The organism is Microbulbifer sp. THAF38, assembly GCF_009363535.1.
In the GTDB taxonomy this organism is placed as follows: domain Bacteria; phylum Pseudomonadota; class Gammaproteobacteria; order Pseudomonadales; family Cellvibrionaceae; genus Microbulbifer.
Genome location: NZ_CP045369.1, coordinates 1,694,627 through 1,712,180, shown reverse-complemented (window position 1 = coordinate 1,712,180; position 17,554 = coordinate 1,694,627). Strand labels below are relative to the sequence as shown.

Here is a 17,554-nt window from a genome sequence, read left to right as displayed (position 1 = left end):
AAGCGGGACTCATAGATCCTGCACATTAGTACCCAATAGTTCTCTCCGATTAATCACCTTTGCAGCAATGTTCGCAAGAATTACGGTACGTAAGGCATGTCAGAACTGACAGGCATGAACGGTTACCGAGATTACTTGGCTAAACCTTAAAGTCAACAGTCACAGTAATGTTTCATCTAATAAACAGAAGAGCTTCACACTCTCTATTACAGCGGCTTTCCTGCGCTCTATTCCCTAGACAATACAATTCGATACTTGGGGTTACCTGACTTCAAGTGCTTGAACGCTTCCTCAATCTGGCTCATAGGGTAAATCTCCACCTGCGGCCGGATTTGGTGATGAGCAACAAAATCGAGCATCGTTTCAATGGTTGCTGGGCTGCCCACCGGGGAAGCCGAAATGGAGCGCTGACCGAAGATCATAGGGAAAAGGGTAAACTGGATGGGGTCCACAACAGCACCGACAAAATGCAGGCGCCCTTTCGGCTTTAACGCCTGGATATATAGATCCCAATCCAAGTTGACATTCACTGTAGAAATAATGAAATCGAAACTCATAGAGGCCGATTTAATTTCTTCCGGGTCCCGTGAGTTCAATGTCTTGTGGGCACCGAGAGACAAGGCCTCGGTGCGCTTGTGCTCACTGGAAGTAAAAGCGGTAACCTCACAACCCCAGGCATTTAGAAACATCAGGGCCAAATGCCCCAAGCCCCCGATACCAATCACCGCTACTTTAGCGGTGGGTTCAATACCAAACTGCACCAGCGGATTAAATACGGTAATACCACCGCACAGGAGAGGTCCTGCCGAGACCAGGTCCACCCCCTCGGGAATCACCACCAAGCTGCCCATATCAGCACGGGCTTTATCGGCGAAGCCCCCACCAGTGAGAGTGGTGAATTGGGCTTCGGCACACAAGTTTTGATCGCCCCGCCGGCAGTAGTGGCAGGTCTCACAATAACCGGAGTTCCAACCCAGGCCGACAACGGTGCCAGGCTTGAAGTGCCCAGCTTGCTCTCCCGAAGCAAGAACCCGCCCAATCACTTCATGGCCGGCAACCATAGGGTATTTGGATACTCCCCACTCATCCTCGATCATACTGAGGTCACTGTGGCAAATACCACAGTAGAGGACTTCCAACTCCACCTCAGTTGCTCCCAAGTCCCCCACTTTTACCTGATACGGTTTAAAGGGGCCTCCAGCTTGCATAACCCCATAGGCATTGATGGTAGTGCCACTGGCCATAACTTACTCCCATGGTATTCACTGAAAGATCAACGCGTTGCTTTAGGCTTTAAAATGGTTGTTCCCAACTAAACCCTGTAAGCAGAACATAAAAAAGAGCCGGGGATTTCCCGGCCCAAGCCAAGTCCTGTGAGGTTGCCGAATATCAGAGGACCCACGAGAAAACTTGGCTAACTCCTGTGAGGGGAATTAATTCAGCACGCGATATCCGCGCCCGCGCAGACAGTTTTTGATAATTTGCTGTGCTTCGGCACCAGCACTACCAGCGCCGGAGAGACCACCTACCAGGGCTCCCGCACCAGCACCTGCCGCCGCAGCCCGACTACTATCACCGACGATAGCGCCCAGCGCACCACCCACCACAGCACCCCCGGCGGCACCCGTTAAGCCCCGGCGACCCTGGTCGCTATAAGTGGAATAGGCAATCCCCTTGCACTCAGAGAGGTCGACTTGATACTGGTTCATATTGACGCCCCAGGTATCAATCACTATGCCGCCGGCACCAGGTACCTGTTCCGGTTGGGCAGCACACCCGATTAATAGGGCGAGGCAAAATCCTGCGGTGGCGTTAATACCAGTTTTCATCGGACACCTCTTACAGCCTGAGCCTAGAGATTGCGTGTATGTCACGCTTTTCATCTTTAGGTTTAGCTGTTGGTTGAAGATGGCGCCAGTCGAGAGAAGGGAAAAGCAAGAAAAAGAACGACTAAAAAGTCATTAAAGAGGCCCCATCGGACAAGAGCCAGTGAATAAGAACCCCCTCTATGCGCAGAGTATTGATTAAATGAAGAGTAATTACGGCCATTCCAACAACCCTGTTAAAGATGCTGATTACTGTGAGTGAAATTTTCAACACCAGCCCTGAAGTAGCCCCAACCTCCGTGAATACACCCGGCGACCGCCAGGCATAGCCTACTCTGATGGGATAGTCGGTCTTTTTTCGCAGGGAAGGCATGCACAGCACCAAATCATCGGAAGGCACATCTAAAGCGAGCACCGCAGAGGCGCGAATAAAGCCACTGGTATTTTATGGCTCTGTCGTGGGTATTGTGCTGTTCTCCCTCTGGGCGATGATCTTTACCGAGCAGGCGATCGGCGTTATTAACGAGGTCCTTAGTTGGATATCTGGCAGTTTCGGCTGGTTTTACTTTCTCGCTATCGTTGCCTACCTCATCTTCGTGATCCTGGTGGCCATTTCCAAATTCGGTGACATCAAACTCGGACCCGATCACTCAGAACCCGATTTCAATATCGTGACCTGGGCTGCCATGCTTTTCAGCGCTGGAATCGGCATCGACCTGATTTTCTACTGCATCGTAGAGCCCGTGACCCAATTTATGGAGCCACCTGTTGGCGAGGGCGGCAGTATCGAAGCGGCACGCCATGCCATGGCGTTGACTTTTTTACATTGGGGTCTATCCGGCTGGGGAGTTTATACCCTGGTAGGTATGTCCCTGGCTTTCTTCAGCTACCGGCATGGGCTGCCCCTTACCATTCGCTCCGCACTTTATCCGTTGTTCGGTAAACGTATCTACGGCTCTCTCGGTAATACCGTGGATATTGCCGCGGTATTGGGCACGGTGTTCGGCGTCGCCACCAGCCTGGGAATCGGGATCATCCAGCTGAACTACGGCTTACAGTACATGTTTGGTATACCGGAGGGCATCTTCACGCAATCACTGCTGGCACTTATGATTGTGGTGTTCGCCGCATTCTCTGCAGCCACCGGTGTCGAACGGGGAATTCGGCGACTGTCAGAATTCAACATGTTACTGGCAATAGTGCTGATGCTGTATGTGTTGATTACCGGCAAGACACGTTTTTTGCTCGACGCCTTCGTCACCAACATTGGTGATTACTTACAGAACTTTATCGGCTTGTCCTTCAATACCTATCCTTTCGCCCCACCCACGGATTGGCTCAATGCCTGGACACTGTTTTTCTGGGCATGGTGGATTGCCTGGGGGCCCTTCGTCGGCCTGTTCCTGGCACGAATTTCCCGCGGCCGCACCATTCGTGCATTTGTTATCGGCACCTTGATTCTACCCTTCACATTTATGGCCGCCTGGATGGCTATCATGGGCAACTCGGCCATCGATATGGTAATGGGCGGCGCCACAGAATTCGGCACCCAGGCGGTAGAGAAACCCGGGTCGGCCATCTATCTGTTTCTCGAGCAGCTGCCCTGGAGCATGCTAACCACAATTGCGGTAACCATCCTGTCGATCGTGTTCTTTGTCACCTCTGGAGACTCGGGCTCGCTGGTGCTTTCCAATCTCACTATCCGTCTCGAAGATCCCAATCAGGATGCGGAACCCTGGATGCGGATTTTGTGGGCTGCAATCATCGGTATTGTGACCATTGCCCTACTGATGACAGGTGGCCTTTCCGCCCTGCAGGGTGCGGTGGTGATCATGGGGCTGCCCTTTGCCATTGTCCTGCTGCTGATCATGTTGGGGCTGTACAAAGCGTTGCAGCTTGAGAAGCTGAAATCCGCGAGCATGCAGGAGTCTTTATCCGGGCATCTTTCAGGCAGAACTATATCGCGGGAAGGGCATACCAATTGGGCCCAGCGGCTGTCGCGCGCGATCAGCTTTCCAACGTTTAAGCAGGTGGAAACATTTATACAACGCACCATACAGCCCGCGTTCGAGGCGATGAAACAGAAGCTCGAAGAGGAAGAGTACCCGGTCAGTATCGCTGGCGACGAGGGCGACAATCTGCATCTGGAGCTCAACGTGGACCTCGGCGGTGAAGTGGACTTCACCTATCAGGTGTGGCCGCGGCAGTGCTCAATGCCAGCGTTTACCCTGCGGGCAGAGCAACCCCGCTCCAGCTACTACCGTCTGGAACCACATCTGCGGGAAGGCGGGCTGACTTACGATCTTATGGGGTACACCCGCGAACAGGTCATCAGTGACATCGTCGACCACTTCGAAGCACATCTACAGTACCTGCACATGCGCCGTGAGCGCGCGGCACGCAATACCGGTGAAGAGGGTGAACCAGGGTCAGCCTAGGGCAAACAGATGAGTAATCAGGACTTTGATCAGACTGTTGACTATATCGTGGTGGGGGCGGGTTCAGCCGGCGCCGTGCTGGCCAACCGGTTGACGGCGGATAGCAAAAACAGCCTTTTACTGTTGGAATTTGGCGGCAAGGATAATTCCATTTATATCCGCATGCCCTCAGCGTTTTCCATTCCGCTGAATATGCCTAAATACGATTGGGAGTTTTATACCGAACCGGAGCCGGGGCTACATGGACGGCGAATCCATCAGGCCCGTGGCAAGGTCATCGGCGGTTCTTCTTCCATCAACGGTATGGCATTTGTTCGGGGCTGCGCTGGAGACTACGAGGAGTGGGTGGAGCACGGCGCATCCGGCTGGGGCTACGCGGATGTCCTGCCCTACTTCCGCCGGGCCGAAACCTGTGTCTATGGCAGTGACGCCTATCGCGGCGACCAGGGCCCTATCACCGCGTGCAACGGCAACAATATGAAAAACCCGCTTTACCGCGCCTTTATTGAGGCCGGTACCCAAGCGGGCTACGGCTTTACCCAGGATTACAATGGCTATCGGCAGGAGGGTTTCGGGCGCATGGATATGTCTGTCCGCGACGGTGTACGCTGCTCGACCGCCCTCGCCTACCTGAAGCCGGTTCTTAGCCGCAGTAACCTCGAACTCAAAATGCATGCCCTCACAACTCACGTGATTATGCAGGGCAAGAAAGCCATAGGTGTGGAATACCGGCAGGACGGAAAAATCTTTCGCGCGCGCGCCAATAAAGAAGTGATCGTTTCCGCTAGTTCATTCAACTCACCCAAGTTACTGATGTTGTCCGGTATAGGCCCGGCGGCCCACCTGCAGGAGCACGGTATCGAAGTCGTACACGATCTGCCTGGTGTCGGGCAAAACCTGCAGGATCACCTCGAGGTCTGGGTGCAACAGGAGTGTAAACAGAAAATCACCCTCAACGGCTGGCTCGGACCACTGGGTAAGGCCTGGATTGGCATCAACTGGCTGCTCTTCAAACGGGGCCTGGGCGCTTCCAATCATTTCGAATCCAACGGCTACATTCGCAGCCGCGCCGGCCTCAAATACCCGGATATCCAGTACCACTTCCTCGCCGGTGCCATCGCTTACGATGGCTCCAGTGCGGTGAAAGGGCACGGATTTCAAGTACACCTGGGCGCAAACAAACCGCTCAGCCGCGGTTGGGTCAAACTCAAGTCAGCAGATCCAGCGGCCGCACCGGAAATGGTCTTCAACTATTTAGACCACGAAGAGGACAAGCAAGCCTTTCGCTCCGGCCTGCACTTCACCCGTGAGATTTTTGCCCAGGCAGGCATGGACCCCTACCGAGGGCGGGAGATTTCTCCGGGACCGGACGTGCAAAGTAACGATGAGATCGACAATTGGCTCGCAGAAACCGCCGAAACCGCCTATCACCCTGCCGGCAGTTGCCGTATGGGCACGGATGAAATGGCTGTAGTGGATCCCGAATGCCGGGTACACGGTGTAGAAAACCTGCGCGTGGTAGATTCCTCCATCATGCCAACCCTCACCAATGGCAATCTCAACGCCCCCACCATCATGATTGGCGAGAAAGCCGCCGATCATATTCTGGGTAAGTCATTACTAAAGCCATCCACGGCAGAGAGCTATGTGGCGAGTGGCTGGGAAAGCAGCCAACGCGAGAAAAAGCCGGAACGCCCTCTGCGCTAAGCCCTACTCAATACCAGGTAAGCGCGGGCATTGGTGGATGAACCCGCAAGTCTGCCTTAGTTGGGAAGATTGAGGGTTCTTTTAAATTTAATTTCCAACCCTATGCCAGCTTACATGGCTTCCGGCCATGGCCTTTTACGTGAATAGTCGAAGAGTGGGGTCTTTACTGGGGCAAAAAAGAGAACTAGAAGCGAAATTTTCGCCGACGTAGATCAGGCAAAAAGCGTATGTGATTTACTCTAAAAGCTGCGAGTGACTTTAAAGACAAAGCGCCCATCGGTCAGATTCTTGGCGGCCAGGAATGGATCGACACCATCGGTATCGTACCAACGCAAACCCAGAGTGTAATCACTGATTTTCCAGTCTATACCGGCGTCGTAATAGCCATAGTTGAGATAGTCGTAGGAAGATTCAAAAGTTTGCTCGCCAAGATGCACAGAAATATCCATATAGCTGGCCAACTCCAAGCTAAAGGTCGCTTCATAGGCCAAGGAATCAACATTATTGAGAAAGTCTCTGCCAAAGTAGTTATTTGAATACCAGAGGCTCGGGCTGATCGTTAATTTATCCACTGTAAAACTAAGGATCAGATAGGTTTCGGCATAGTCGAAATCAAATTCTGACTTCGGATAGTTGTAGGACCAATAGCCAATATTCAAGTTGATTTCGGTCTCAGGCAGATCTCCCGACCACCCTACATAGGGATCAAATTCCATACTGTTGCCGGGGCCACCGAAGTCCGTATTGGTTGTCCAGACGCCGATATAGAAACCAATATCGTGGGTCCAGTTGAGGTCGCCCTGGACGGTAGGACCATTATTCGAGTTCGAGATACTGCGGAACATATAATCCGAAGCAATTACCAGACTACCGGCGACAGTACCAAACCCGTCGTCTTCGCCATTCTCGTCGCCCTCACCGTTCTCATCACCCTCACCATTCTCGTCTCCCGGGTCGATCTCGCTAAATTCACCCCGCTCGTCGACGACCACTTCCTCCGATAGACACCTGGAATTGAGTGCCCCCAGAACCCCGACCAAGATCAGGGCCCGCACGAGGTAAGCTTTCATTGCCGGCTCCTTGGTGGCGTTGGTGAATAAGGTGACTGATCCAGAAATTACATTTTTAATTGAGTAGGGTATGTATAGGTGGCGAGGCCGCCGAATACAAGCTTTGCGCCAGCTTGCACGGTTGCATGGCCATTCACCGATAGGCGGGGTTAATAGTGCGCGCCAAGTAGCTAAATCCCGGAAGCATCAGCGCCCACAGCAGCGACAGTAACATCAATGATCGCCACAAGGGCTGCCCCAACTCTACGGTGCCATTCAAGAAGGCACCGGTGTAGTAGCTAAAAGGACCAAAAAAGCCGCCTAATAACGCAGCCAGCCATAAATTACGCTGTAGGAATACCAGGCTGTAGCGCAGTGTCATGGCAAAATTTAACCACAGACATACCAGCCAGATGGGAGGCCAGGAAATACCACTGAGGTTTTGCAGTACTCCCAGATGAAAAAGTACCGAGTCCACCCCCACGCCAAAAAGAAACACGCCCCCCAACCACAAAGGCTCTCTGCGCAGGTTAGCGACAAAAAACAAGTGAATAAATAAATTGACCAGCGTAAACGGCACAACAATCCAGAGACGCGCAACGATCACACAAAGGGGCCAGGCAATATCAAACAGCAAAGCATTGGCGATAAAGCGCCACATATCAGTCGATAAGAGCGCGCGGCTTGGCAAAGACAAACTGAGCGGTACTGATCACCCTCTGCATAAAGCCACCTTCGCAGTAGCACAAATAAAATTCCCACATCCGAATAAAACGGTCATCAAAACCCAGGTTGCGCACCTGTGGCAGCCTGCTCAAAAATGCGTTGCGCCAGTGCCTCAGTGTGCGCGCATAGTCCGCGGTAATATCCTCCAAACCCACAATCTGCATATCAGTAGCGGTGGCAATCTGCTGAGCAATAACCTGATTGGATGGCAGGCAACCACCGGGAAAAATATAGTGCTGAATAAAATCGATGTCTTTGCGGTATTGATGGTAACGCTGATCTGAAATAGTAATGGCCTGCATAAACATCAGGCCATCTTCTTTTAGTAAACGACTACAAATGGAAAAGAACTTACGGTGATATTCATGCCCCACCGCCTCCACCATTTCAATAGAAACCAATTTATCAAAGCTGCCGTCTAAGTCCCGATAATCCTGTAACAGCACACGCACCTTATCTTGCAGCCCCTCACGCTCCACCCACTGGCGAGCATATTCATATTGCTCTGCAGAAATTGTTGTGGTGGTTACCTGGCAACCCGTGTGCTTTGCCGCGTAAATAGCCATGCCACCCCAACCTGTGCCGATTTCCAGCAGGTGATCGTCGGGTTTTAATTGCAGCTTTTGGCAAATATGCTCCATCTTGTGAACAGAAGCCTGGTACAAGGTAGCCTGCTCAGAGGGGAACATGGCCGAGGAATAGAGCATGGTTTTATCGAGAAATAAGTGGAAAAAGTCATTTCCCAGATCATAATGCGCAGCGATATTTTTGCGGGAACCCCTGCGATTATTATTGTTGAGGTTATGCAAGGCGCGTAACACCATGCGGGGCAGCTGACTCCCACGGCTATCCATACTCTCAATCAGGGACATGTTGTCGACCATCAGGCGGATCACATCCAACAGGTTTGGAGAGTCCCAAGCGTTCTGCATATAGGCTTCGCCCGAACCGATGGTGCCATTTAACAGTACCTGTACATAAGCGCTGGCATCCCGAACGCGAATATGCGCCCGCACCGCTGCCTGCTCCACTGGCTGGCCAAAATGGTAACTGGCCTCCCCATCTTCAATCAGCAGATGGCCCCGCTCTACCACTTGCATCTTAGCCAGGACCAGCTTGCGCGCGAGTCGCACTAACCAAGACTGGCTCTCCTCTCCAACGGTTACCCGAGAAGTTTGCTCTGGATTCATAAATGCTTCTCCCCTCCCTGAACTTTGCCCCTGTCACCGGGATGCGCATAGACAGGTGTGCGCTTGAACCATAACTTCAGCGCCTGCCAATAAATGGTGGCAATCACTTTTACAGTCATAAATGGATACTGGACCAGAATACGATTGAGAAGGCCTGCGCTCAGCTCGCAACGGCGCAGGCTCAGTATGGCATCGAATAGGGGACGCTCTTCCTCCCCTTGGCCATATCGGTCAAAATTCTGTAAATAAGCAGTGAGGCGATCACCCGGCGTAATACTTCTCCAATGATAGCCCTGGGAGATGGGCATAAAGGGGGAGACATGAAAAGTCTTGGCAAAAGCCACTTTCTGCACCCGCGCCCCGGAGCGGCAATCCAGCACATAGCTGTGGCGCTCTTTCCAAGGGGTGTTGTGCACATCCAATAATATCCAGCGCACTTCCCTGCCCTCGCCATCAAAGCAGTAATAGATACTGATAGGATTCATGTTGTAGCCAAAGTAGCGCCAATTGGCGAGCAGTCGCACAGGCCCTTGCGGGCGTTCTCCGGCAACCGCCTCAACCCTGCGGCGCACGGACTCATCAATGCTTAGTTCCGGGTCGCCAAAAAAATCCTCGCGGCGAAAACGGGCTGGAGCCCAAGGTTTTTTTGACCACCAGGGAGAGAGTGCACAAAATTGCTCTAGCTCCGCCAAGTCCAGATACACCATAAAAACCTTGTAGCGGAAGGCGTTTTGGCGAGGGGAAAAGCGACGATGCTGGACCCAACCGGTGTAAATGGCGCTCTCCATTGTTGCGGCCTCCATTAAGGTTTCCCCTTCACCAGGTTACCCCCAATCCCTCGGCGATTCGCAAAGCGCTGCTCACCCCATCCTCATGAAAACCATTGGCCCAATAAGCACCGCAAAACCAAGTGCGGTTTACCCCATTAATGCACGTCCATTGTTGCTGGGCACGAGTGCCCGCTACAGAAAACTGGGGGTGGGCATATTCAAAGCGCGCAAGTACCTTTTCTGGGGCGATACGATCCTCGGCATTCAGGGTGACACAGTAAGTTTTATCTGTTTTCAGCCCCTGCAAAATGTTCATGTTATAGGTCAGCACCGGTAGCTCATCGCGCTCGGTGCCCAGCCGATAATTCCAACTGGACCAACTGCGCCTTTGCTGTGGTAACAAGCTGGTATCTGTATGCAATACCACGCTGTTGCGTGCGTAGGGAATGGCTCTGAGCAATTGCCGCTCCAACCCAGAGGCATCTTCAAGACACTCCAACGCCTGATCTGAGTGGCAGGCGAACACTACTTGATCAAAGTTGAGTTGCTCACCCGTACAAGTCAGCAGCTCCACATTTTGCTCCCTGCGTCTGACAGATTGCACTTTAGTAGAGAGCCTAACCTTGTCGGCATAGGGTGCACTCAGTGCGGGAATATAAGAGCGGGAGCCCCCTTTTATTACTCGCCACTGGGGCCGACGTACCAGGTTGAGCAAGCCGTGATTGAAAAAGAAACGCACAAAAAAACTTACCGAAAATTCGAGCATCTGCGCCACACTGGCCGACCAAATCGCCGACCCCATGGGAACCAGGTAGCGATTGGCAAATTCTGCCGAGTAACCATTCGCCGGCAAGTACTCTCCCAGGGTCAGGCCTTCATGCAAGCGCCCCTCACGCCAGTCCCGCGTGGCCGTACGATTAAATCGCACAATGTCCCACAGCATGCGCCAGTGACCGGCGCTGAGAAGGTTGGAGCGTTGAGAAAATAATGTATTGAGGTTATTGCCGGCATACTCATAGCCCTCCTGATCGCAGCACACACTGAAACCCATGGAGGTCGGCTGGGACTCGATACCCAGCTCATCGAGCAGGCGAATAAAGTTCGGGTAGGTCCAGTCGTTATACACAATAAAACCGGTATCGATGGCCAGGGTGCGATCACCTTCCTGCACATCGACCGTCGCAGTGTGCCCACCCAGTCGATCCTGCGCTTCAAATACGGTGATCTCGTGCTTACGGCTCAAAAGATAAGCCGCCGTCATGCCGGCAATTCCACTCCCGACGATGGCAATACGCATCAACTCTTCCTTAAGGTACGAATCCTGCTTATTTTTGGTGTGCAAAAACGAAACCAAAGAGAACGGAAAAATCCCAAAAAACGCAGTGGCAGGCTCAAGCGCAGAGGAAAATCGATTATGGATTTTCTGCGAGCCAACCCCACCTCAATATACTCCGCTGCTTGCTCCGCGCTAATCAAAAAAGGCATGTCAAAGTCGTTCTGCGCGGTAAGGGGGGTGTCGACAAATCCCGGGCGGACCAGCACGACCTTGAGGTTTGTATGGCAAGTATCCGCACGTACCGATGCCAAAAAGTAATCGAGCGCGGCTTTGGAGCTGCCATAGGCCTCCGCTCTGGGAAAAGGTACAACCGAAGATAAGCTGCCTAATGCGGCAAAAAGTGGAGACTTGCTGGCAGCCAACAGAGGCAAAGCACAACGCAGAGTATTCACGACACCAAAGAAGTTGGCGTCAAATACCCGCCGATACATAGCGGTTTCTAGCTGTAAATCATTGTCATATTCACAAGTGCCGGCACAGGCGATCACCCCATCCAGGTGATCGGTTAAATCCTTGAGACGCTCAAAAGTAGAGGCCATGGCACTGTCATCGGCCACATCGCAATCGAGTATGCGAATGCGCGTGGGAGCAAACTGCTGCAACTCTGCCAGTGCTTCACGCCGGCGTCCGCTGGCAATCACAAAATTATTGTGATCGGCAAGACGTAGGACCAGGGCTCGGCCGATACCGGAACTGGCTCCCGTAATCCATAGTGTCTTATCGCGAATTTCCGCCACCAGTCAGCCCTGCCCCAGGCGCAGTTTAATTTTGCGCACGAGAGAACCCAGCAGGGGCACCTGTTCGTAGACCATCGCCCCCATATCGTAAAAATCTTCGTGATAAAACACTTTGTCGGAAAAGCGCACCAAACTGCAGCCGCGCAAGCGCAGCGGCCGACCACCTTTCAAAGACTGGTGCGCATAGTGCATATACCAGGGCAGGCAAGCACTATCATGGGTAATTGAAGCCTCTTCAAAGCGAAAACGGCACTGGGTGAGCCCGCGGCTCATACCCGAGAAATACGTTTTCAGGGCGGGCAGCCCCTCAATCCGGTGCAAAGGGTCACGGAATACAATTTTATCGCTGTATATTTTCGATAGCTCGGCGGGATCCCTAACCAAGAAATCCCGATAATAGGATTGCACTTCCTTAACCAATGTTCGGCTGCTCATCTTCCCTTCCACCGTATTCCCCAGCGCTATCCCTATCATTTACGTTAGCCTGCGGAAGGCAGATCACAGCGCCAAAGTAAAAAAAGCCCAATCCATTTGCCGAGCACAAGCGTAGTAAAAGATCGACATCACAGTAGAGAGCGCTAATATGGCGCATAGACTAAGACACAACGGCAATGGAATTGCGGTGAAAGCTTCCCAGGACTACAAGGATGACTGGAGCAGGCTACTGACGCAGGTTGGCGCCCAGCGCGATCGCCAGGCGTTCGAGCGTGTATTCCGACATTTTGCCCCGCTGATCAAGGGCTTCCACCACAGCCGCAGCACCCAGGCACTCAATGCCGAAGCGGCGGATGAGCTGGTTCAGGAAGTCATGCTCAAGGTATGGCATAAGGCCCCCTGTTTTGACCAGGGCAAAGCCTCGGCCAGTACCTGGATATTTACCATTATGCGCAATTGCCGTATCGATATGCTGCGCCGCAGTCTACGCCACCAGAATCGCGACAGCGATGTTGATGTGGCCGATATCTGGGATGAAAACCTGGAAAACCAACCCCTTTTATTTTTGCAACATAAACGCAACGAACGCGATATCGCCGATGGCCTCAGCGCCCTGCCCGCAGAGCAGAGCCATATTTTGGAAAAGGCCTATATGGAGGGAAAATCCCACAGCGAAATTTCCGAAGAACTGCGCCTTCCCCTGGGTACGGTCAAATCCCGTGTGCGCCTGGCCATGAAAAAATTACAAGCCAGGTTCGTCAGGTGAACGCCGAATGATTCGCCACCACCCGGATGAAAATCTTCTGTTGGAATACGCCTCCGGCAGCCTAGCCCGCGGCCCCAGCCTGGTTGTTGCTGCCCATGTACAGATGTGTGCCGACTGTCGCTCCCAGTTGTCTACCTTAAATAATCTCGGTGGCTCACTCCTCAACGGAAGTCCCGCACAACCCCTGCAAGCCAATGCTTTCGAACGCCTGATGGAACGTATCGGCCAGATTCCAGAGAAGATCCTTCATAAAAGCGAAGATACCCCCACTCCAGTGCCGGTTGGCGGGGAGCCGGCCATGGATCATTTGCCCAAAGTTCTGAATAAACTATTGGCCAGTAACCCTAACCGGCGATGGAAAACCCTGACCCGGAACCTACAAATGTGTCGGCTCAAGTCTGGGCAGAGGGATTACGAGGTGGCTTTCCACTGCCTGCGCAGTGGCAGTGGTCTGCCAAAACACGACCACCGTGGGCAGGAATTCGCCCTGGTGCTGCACGGCAGTTTTTCCGATCACAATGGTATTTATGGGCGGGGGGATTTCGTGTTACGCGAGCCGGGGCAGGTACACAGGCCCATCGCCACCCAGGACATGGACTGCCTGTGTTTTTCTGCAGTCGCGGCCCCGGTGTCCCTTACGGGAATCCGCGGGCTGTTCCTCAACCCGCTGATCCCTTTCAGGCCAGGATAAGCCCTGGCAAAACTCTGCTTTTGAGTTATTTAAAACCTATATCCAGGTTATCGGCATCCATGCCTCAAGCGCATTCCCTGTCAAATTCCCAAGCTACGGTCTATGCAAGTATGAATTTTTACTTTCGCCTTCTGACACTTTCTAAATAATTCAAGAGACTGCTGCCGGCTCCTCTACCCCATTGCGAGCGGAAAACTGAGTAAACAGCTTCTGCCAGCGCTCCTGCACCAGGGCAAATTTCTGCTCGCGCACATGGCCGTAGCCACGCACCTGCATAGGTATCTCCAGCAGCTCACGCGCAGCGACGATATTATCAGTGCTCAGCTGGGCCGCCACCGATTCCACCGCCTGGGCCACCTGGCGGGCCCAATCGCGCTCGGCGCGGCGCTCTTTGGTGTAACCAAATACATCCAGCACGGTACCGCGCAGTACTTTACCCCGCGCCAACAGCGGCATTAAGCGGCCCATCCAGGGCCCAAATTGCATCTTGCGCACCCGACCACTGGCATCAGGACGAGCCAACACGGGCGGGGCCATATGGAATTTCAGGGAGTAATCGCCGCTAAACGTCTCACGCAGTTGGCGCTGGAAATCTTCGCCACTGTACAAGCGTGCTACCTCATACTCATCCTTGTAGGCCATGGCTTTGAACAGGCTGTTAGCCGCGGTGCGGGTTAACTCCCCCGCTGTACCGGCCAGGGCCGACTCCGCTCGCTGCAGCGGCGCAATAGACTGTGTGAACTGGCGAGCATAGGCGGCATTTTGGTATTCATTCAGCTCGCTGCTCAAACGTGCGATCAGTTGCTCCACAGACTCCTGAGGCTCAATCATTTTTACTGGCTGCGCCGGCACCGCCAGTTTTTCAATCGCCCTCGGGTCCGTCGCCAACAAACGCCCAGCGCGGAATGCGCGCAGGTTGTTTTCCACCGCCACACCATTCAGTTCGATGGCCCGCTCCAATGCCGCCTCACCAATAGGCAGCAGCCCTTTCTGGCAGGCGAAGCCCATGATCATCAGGTTACTGGCAACGGTATCGCCAAACAGTGCCTGTGCGTATTTATTCGCATCGAAGGCAAAGTACTCGGCACAAAGGGACTCAATGCTCTGCTGGGTGGCATCTGCCGGGAAGGCCAGTTCGTTGTTACGCACAAACGCCGCCACCGGTACCTCGGCCGTATTGACCAACGCGCGTATTTTGCCGGTAGCAAACTTGGGGCGCTGACCGGCAGCAGTGACCATATCGCAACCGAGCAGTAGCTCGGCGGCGCCATCGCGGATACGCGCAGTGGTAATGGCTTCTGGGCGCGCACCCACTTTTACGTGAGCAACCACCGCGCCATTCTTTTGTGACAGGCCGGTGAAGTAGAGCGTGGTACTGCCTTTATCTTCCAGATGCGCGGCCATGCCCAGAAGTGCGGCCACGGTAAGTACACCGCTGCCGCCGATACCGGCCACCAAAATACTGAGTGGCTGTTCCAAGGCGGCCACCGGCGCCGCCGGCAAATCGACAATGGCAGCATCCAGGGACTCGGCCAGGGACTGCACCGGTGGTTTTTTTAGTTCACCGCCCTCGACAGTGACAAAACTGGGGCAGAAGCCATCGGCACAGCGCATATCCTTGTTGCAGCTGGACTGGTTAATCTGGCGTTTCCGGCCATAGGGAGTTTCCAGCGGCTCTACGGCGATACAGCTCGACTGCACACTGCAGTCGCCACAGCCCTCACATACGCGCTGGTTGATCAGCAGGCGCTTGGGCGGATCCACCATCAGTTTTTTCTTGCGGCGGCGGCGTTTTTCTGCGGCGCACACCTGCTCGTAAATAATGGCGGTGACACCGGGCGTTTCACGCAGGCGGCGCTGGACGGTATCCAACTCGGAACGGTCCAGTACTTCCACCTTCGCCGGCAACTGGCCTCGGTGCTGGTGCCAGTGATCGGGGTTTTCACTGAGCAGGACCACCTCACCCACCCCCTCAGCCAGCAGCTGCGCGGCCAGGCTGGGGGCATTTACTTCGCCATCGGCGGGCTGGCCACCGGTCATGGCTACCGCATCGTTGAGCAGAATTTTGTAAGTGATATTGACCTTGCTGGCCACCGCCTGGCGAATAGCCAGCAGGCCGGAGTGGTTATAGGTACCGTCACCCATATTCTGGAAAATATGCTCGGCACTAGAGAAGCGGTGCAGCCCCACCCAGTGCGCGCCTTCACCGCCCATATGGGAATAGGTATCGGTGCGCAGCCCCTTGCCCAGCGCCATAATATGACAGCCAATACCGGCACTGCCGAGACTGCCCTCCGGTAGCTTGGTGGAAGTATTGTGGGGGCAGCCAGCACAGAAGATCGGCTCCCGCGCCAATAGACCCTGGACCCGCTGCGGCACATTGCCACCCAGCTTTTCTGCTAGTGGAATCAGTCGCTGGGCAAGATCGGTGTCCGCCAACCAGCGGGCGATGGCCTTGGCCACCTGGTCCGGGCCAAACCCCCAGATCGCCGGTAGCAGGTCTTCACCATTGAGATCTTTCTTGCCGACCACTTTCGGGCGGCGGCCATCCTCCCAGCCATATAAAAGATTCTTCAGCTGGTCTTCCACCAGTGGGCGTTTTTCCTCAACCACCAGCAGGCGCTCCATGCCATCGGCAAACTCACCGATACCGCGGGGCTCCAGGGGCCATGACATTGCCACCTTGTAAATGGCAATCCCCGCCTGGCGCAGGTCCTCTTCACTCAGGTTGAGAAGCTGCAACGCCTCGAGTAGATCCCCGTGGGCCTTGCCGACTGTCACAATGCCAAAGCGCTTGCGCTCGGCCTTGTGAGTCGTTCTATCAAGACGGTTGGCATAGGCGAAAGCCCGCGCCGCCGGCAGGCGTTCCTCCAGCATGCGGCGCTCGTATTCCAGGCGCTCCGCCGGCCAGTTAAGGTGCGGATCGTAATTCAGGCCGTGCGCGGGAATGGGGAAATCCGCCGGAATGCTGAACTGCGGCAGACTCGGAACCACCAGGGAGGCACCGGCCTCCACCGTTTCGGTAATCGCTTTGAAACCCACCCATAGGCCGGAAAAGCGCGACAGGGCAATACCGGCGAGCCCGAGGGTGAGATACTCATCGATACTGGCGGGAAACAACAGCGGCATCATAACCGATTCAAAAATCTGATCGGTATTGTGGGAGAACATGGAGGATTCAGCGGTGTGGTCATCGCCACACAACGCCAGCACGCCGCCGAGCTTGGCGGTACCCTGGATATTGGCTTGACGGAACACATCCGCGGTGCGATCCACCCCGTGGCCCTTGCCATACCAGATGGAAAAGACCCCATCGCGGGTGGCCTGCTTGCGGTAGTGATCGATCAGCTGGGTACCCCAAATATTGGTGGCCCCGAGATCTTCATTGATACCCGGCTCGAAGTGAATATCGTGCTCGGCCAGTAACTTCTTGTGCCGCCACAAGGCTTGGTCGTAACCACCGAGGGGAGACCCCCGGTAACCGGAAACAAAGCCCGCAGTATTCAGGCCCGCCAGCTCATCCATGCGTTTCTGCATCAACGGCAGTCGCACCAGTGCGTCGATGCCGGTCAAAAAGACCCGGCCAGAATCGCGGGTAAACGCAGCCTTGAGAGAATACTCTGTATCAAAGCCCAGCTCCTGATCACCTTCGACCATTGCCATGGGTACCACCTATTTATTCATTATTGCTTTTCTTTTGCCCGGTTAGATGGCGGCTGCCACAGTGCTTATTTCATCTCAACACTGAGGGAACCAGTCGAAAGCCAAACCGAGGCATCTGCTTAGCCGCTAAAATTAACACCGCCCGGCCAGGCAGGTCATACCAAAATAAGCCTGGCTAGGGCATAATACGGACACAACTCGCTAAAGATCATAAGCTGCT

The 17,554-nt window shown here is 54.1% G+C and carries 14 protein-coding genes; 4 read left to right on the top strand and 10 right to left on the bottom strand.

What is annotated here, in order from left to right; translation table 11 throughout:
- Window positions 1–227: 227 nt before the first annotated feature.
- Together FIU95_RS07260 and FIU95_RS07255 are read right to left on the bottom strand one after the other, a co-directional pair.
- Window positions 228–1,244, bottom strand: coding sequence for an NAD(P)-dependent alcohol dehydrogenase (locus FIU95_RS07260; RefSeq protein WP_152452866.1), 1,017 nt, complete (start codon window positions 1,242–1,244; stop codon window positions 228–230).
- A gap of 189 nt (window positions 1,245–1,433) precedes the next feature.
- The gene (locus FIU95_RS07255) at window positions 1,434–1,829 is read right to left on the bottom strand and encodes a glycine zipper family protein (RefSeq protein WP_152452863.1); all 396 of its coding nucleotides are present in this window, start codon (window positions 1,827–1,829) and stop codon (window positions 1,434–1,436) included.
- 368 nt (window positions 1,830–2,197) lie between these two features.
- Here FIU95_RS07255 and betT point away from each other — a divergent pair, with 368 nt between their 5' ends.
- Both betT and betA read left to right on the top strand, forming a co-directional pair.
- The gene (gene betT / locus FIU95_RS07250; protein WP_152452862.1) at window positions 2,198–4,264 is read left to right on the top strand and encodes a choline BCCT transporter BetT; all 2,067 of its coding nucleotides are present in this window, start codon (window positions 2,198–2,200) and stop codon (window positions 4,262–4,264) included.
- A 9-nt stretch (window positions 4,265–4,273) separates the two neighbouring features.
- A complete protein-coding gene (gene betA, locus FIU95_RS07245) occupies window positions 4,274–5,971 on the top strand; it encodes a choline dehydrogenase (protein ID WP_152452859.1) in 1,698 nt (565 codons plus the stop codon).
- Window positions 5,972–6,210: 239 nt separating this feature from the next.
- Here betA and FIU95_RS07240 read toward each other — a convergent pair whose 3' ends face one another.
- The 7 genes from FIU95_RS07240 to FIU95_RS07210 all read right to left on the bottom strand — a co-directional run bounded on the left by FIU95_RS07240 (window position 6,211) and on the right by FIU95_RS07210 (window position 12,214).
- Complete coding sequence (locus FIU95_RS07240) at window positions 6,211–7,041, bottom strand: TorF family putative porin (RefSeq protein WP_152452857.1); 831 nt, start codon at window positions 7,039–7,041, stop codon at window positions 6,211–6,213.
- A 133-nt stretch (window positions 7,042–7,174) separates the two neighbouring features.
- On the bottom strand, window positions 7,175–7,717 hold the full coding sequence (locus tag FIU95_RS07235; RefSeq protein WP_152452855.1) for a DUF2878 domain-containing protein: 543 nt from the start codon (window positions 7,715–7,717) through the stop codon (window positions 7,175–7,177).
- Window positions 7,683–8,936 carry a cyclopropane-fatty-acyl-phospholipid synthase family protein gene (locus FIU95_RS07230; RefSeq protein ID WP_152452853.1) on the bottom strand — a complete coding sequence of 418 codons (1,254 nt, stop codon included), beginning with the start codon at window positions 8,934–8,936 and terminating at the stop codon, window positions 7,683–7,685. Before FIU95_RS07230 ends, FIU95_RS07235 begins: the two co-directional genes overlap by 35 nt.
- On the bottom strand, window positions 8,933–9,739 hold the full coding sequence (locus FIU95_RS07225) for a DUF1365 domain-containing protein (RefSeq protein WP_253868907.1): 807 nt from the start codon (window positions 9,737–9,739) through the stop codon (window positions 8,933–8,935). The genes FIU95_RS07230 and FIU95_RS07225 overlap by 4 nt, the downstream gene beginning before the upstream one ends.
- Before the next feature lie 13 nt (window positions 9,740–9,752).
- A complete protein-coding gene (locus FIU95_RS07220) occupies window positions 9,753–11,003 on the bottom strand; it encodes an NAD(P)/FAD-dependent oxidoreductase (RefSeq protein WP_152452851.1) in 1,251 nt (416 codons plus the stop codon).
- Window positions 11,003–11,779, bottom strand: coding sequence for an SDR family oxidoreductase (locus FIU95_RS07215; protein WP_152452849.1), 777 nt, complete (start codon window positions 11,777–11,779; stop codon window positions 11,003–11,005). Before FIU95_RS07215 ends, FIU95_RS07220 begins: the two co-directional genes overlap by 1 nt.
- Window positions 11,780–11,782: 3 nt before the next feature.
- The gene (locus FIU95_RS07210; protein ID WP_172975339.1) at window positions 11,783–12,214 is read right to left on the bottom strand and encodes a nuclear transport factor 2 family protein; all 432 of its coding nucleotides are present in this window, start codon (window positions 12,212–12,214) and stop codon (window positions 11,783–11,785) included.
- 148 nt (window positions 12,215–12,362) lie between these two features.
- Between FIU95_RS07210 and FIU95_RS07205 the strand changes: the two genes are divergently transcribed.
- On the top strand, window positions 12,363–12,980 hold the full coding sequence (locus FIU95_RS07205) for a sigma-70 family RNA polymerase sigma factor (RefSeq protein WP_152452845.1): 618 nt from the start codon (window positions 12,363–12,365) through the stop codon (window positions 12,978–12,980).
- 7 nt (window positions 12,981–12,987) lie between these two features.
- Complete coding sequence (locus tag FIU95_RS07200; protein ID WP_152452843.1) at window positions 12,988–13,671, top strand: ChrR family anti-sigma-E factor; 684 nt, start codon at window positions 12,988–12,990, stop codon at window positions 13,669–13,671.
- Between the two features lie 150 nt (window positions 13,672–13,821).
- Here FIU95_RS07200 and FIU95_RS07195 read toward each other — a convergent pair whose 3' ends face one another.
- Window positions 13,822–17,334, bottom strand: coding sequence for an indolepyruvate ferredoxin oxidoreductase family protein (locus tag FIU95_RS07195; RefSeq protein WP_152452841.1), 3,513 nt, complete (start codon window positions 17,332–17,334; stop codon window positions 13,822–13,824).
- Window positions 17,335–17,554 lie beyond the last annotated feature (220 nt).

What these genes read in the sequence shown, in the direction of transcription:
- FIU95_RS07260 (WP_152452866.1), bottom strand. Translation starts at nt 1,244, where the DNA reads ATGGCCAGTGGCACTACCATCAATGCCTATGGGGTTATGCAAGCTGGA.
- FIU95_RS07255 (WP_152452863.1), bottom strand. Translation starts at nt 1,829, where the DNA reads ATGAAAACTGGTATTAACGCCACCGCAGGATTTTGCCTCGCCCTATTA.
- betT (WP_152452862.1), top strand. Translation starts at nt 2,198, where the DNA reads ATGCACAGCACCAAATCATCGGAAGGCACATCTAAAGCGAGCACCGCA.
- betA (WP_152452859.1), top strand. Translation starts at nt 4,274, where the DNA reads ATGAGTAATCAGGACTTTGATCAGACTGTTGACTATATCGTGGTGGGG.
- FIU95_RS07240 (WP_152452857.1), bottom strand. Translation starts at nt 7,041, where the DNA reads ATGAAAGCTTACCTCGTGCGGGCCCTGATCTTGGTCGGGGTTCTGGGG.
- FIU95_RS07230 (WP_152452853.1), bottom strand. Translation starts at nt 8,936, where the DNA reads ATGAATCCAGAGCAAACTTCTCGGGTAACCGTTGGAGAGGAGAGCCAG.
- FIU95_RS07225 (WP_253868907.1), bottom strand. Translation starts at nt 9,739, where the DNA reads ATGGAGGCCGCAACAATGGAGAGCGCCATTTACACCGGTTGGGTCCAG.
- FIU95_RS07220 (WP_152452851.1), bottom strand. Translation starts at nt 11,003, where the DNA reads ATGCGTATTGCCATCGTCGGGAGTGGAATTGCCGGCATGACGGCGGCT.
- FIU95_RS07210 (WP_172975339.1), bottom strand. Translation starts at nt 12,214, where the DNA reads ATGAGCAGCCGAACATTGGTTAAGGAAGTGCAATCCTATTATCGGGAT.
- FIU95_RS07205 (WP_152452845.1), top strand. Translation starts at nt 12,363, where the DNA reads ATGGCGCATAGACTAAGACACAACGGCAATGGAATTGCGGTGAAAGCT.
- FIU95_RS07200 (WP_152452843.1), top strand. Translation starts at nt 12,988, where the DNA reads ATGATTCGCCACCACCCGGATGAAAATCTTCTGTTGGAATACGCCTCC.
- FIU95_RS07195 (WP_152452841.1), bottom strand. Translation starts at nt 17,334, where the DNA reads ATGGCAATGGTCGAAGGTGATCAGGAGCTGGGCTTTGATACAGAGTAT.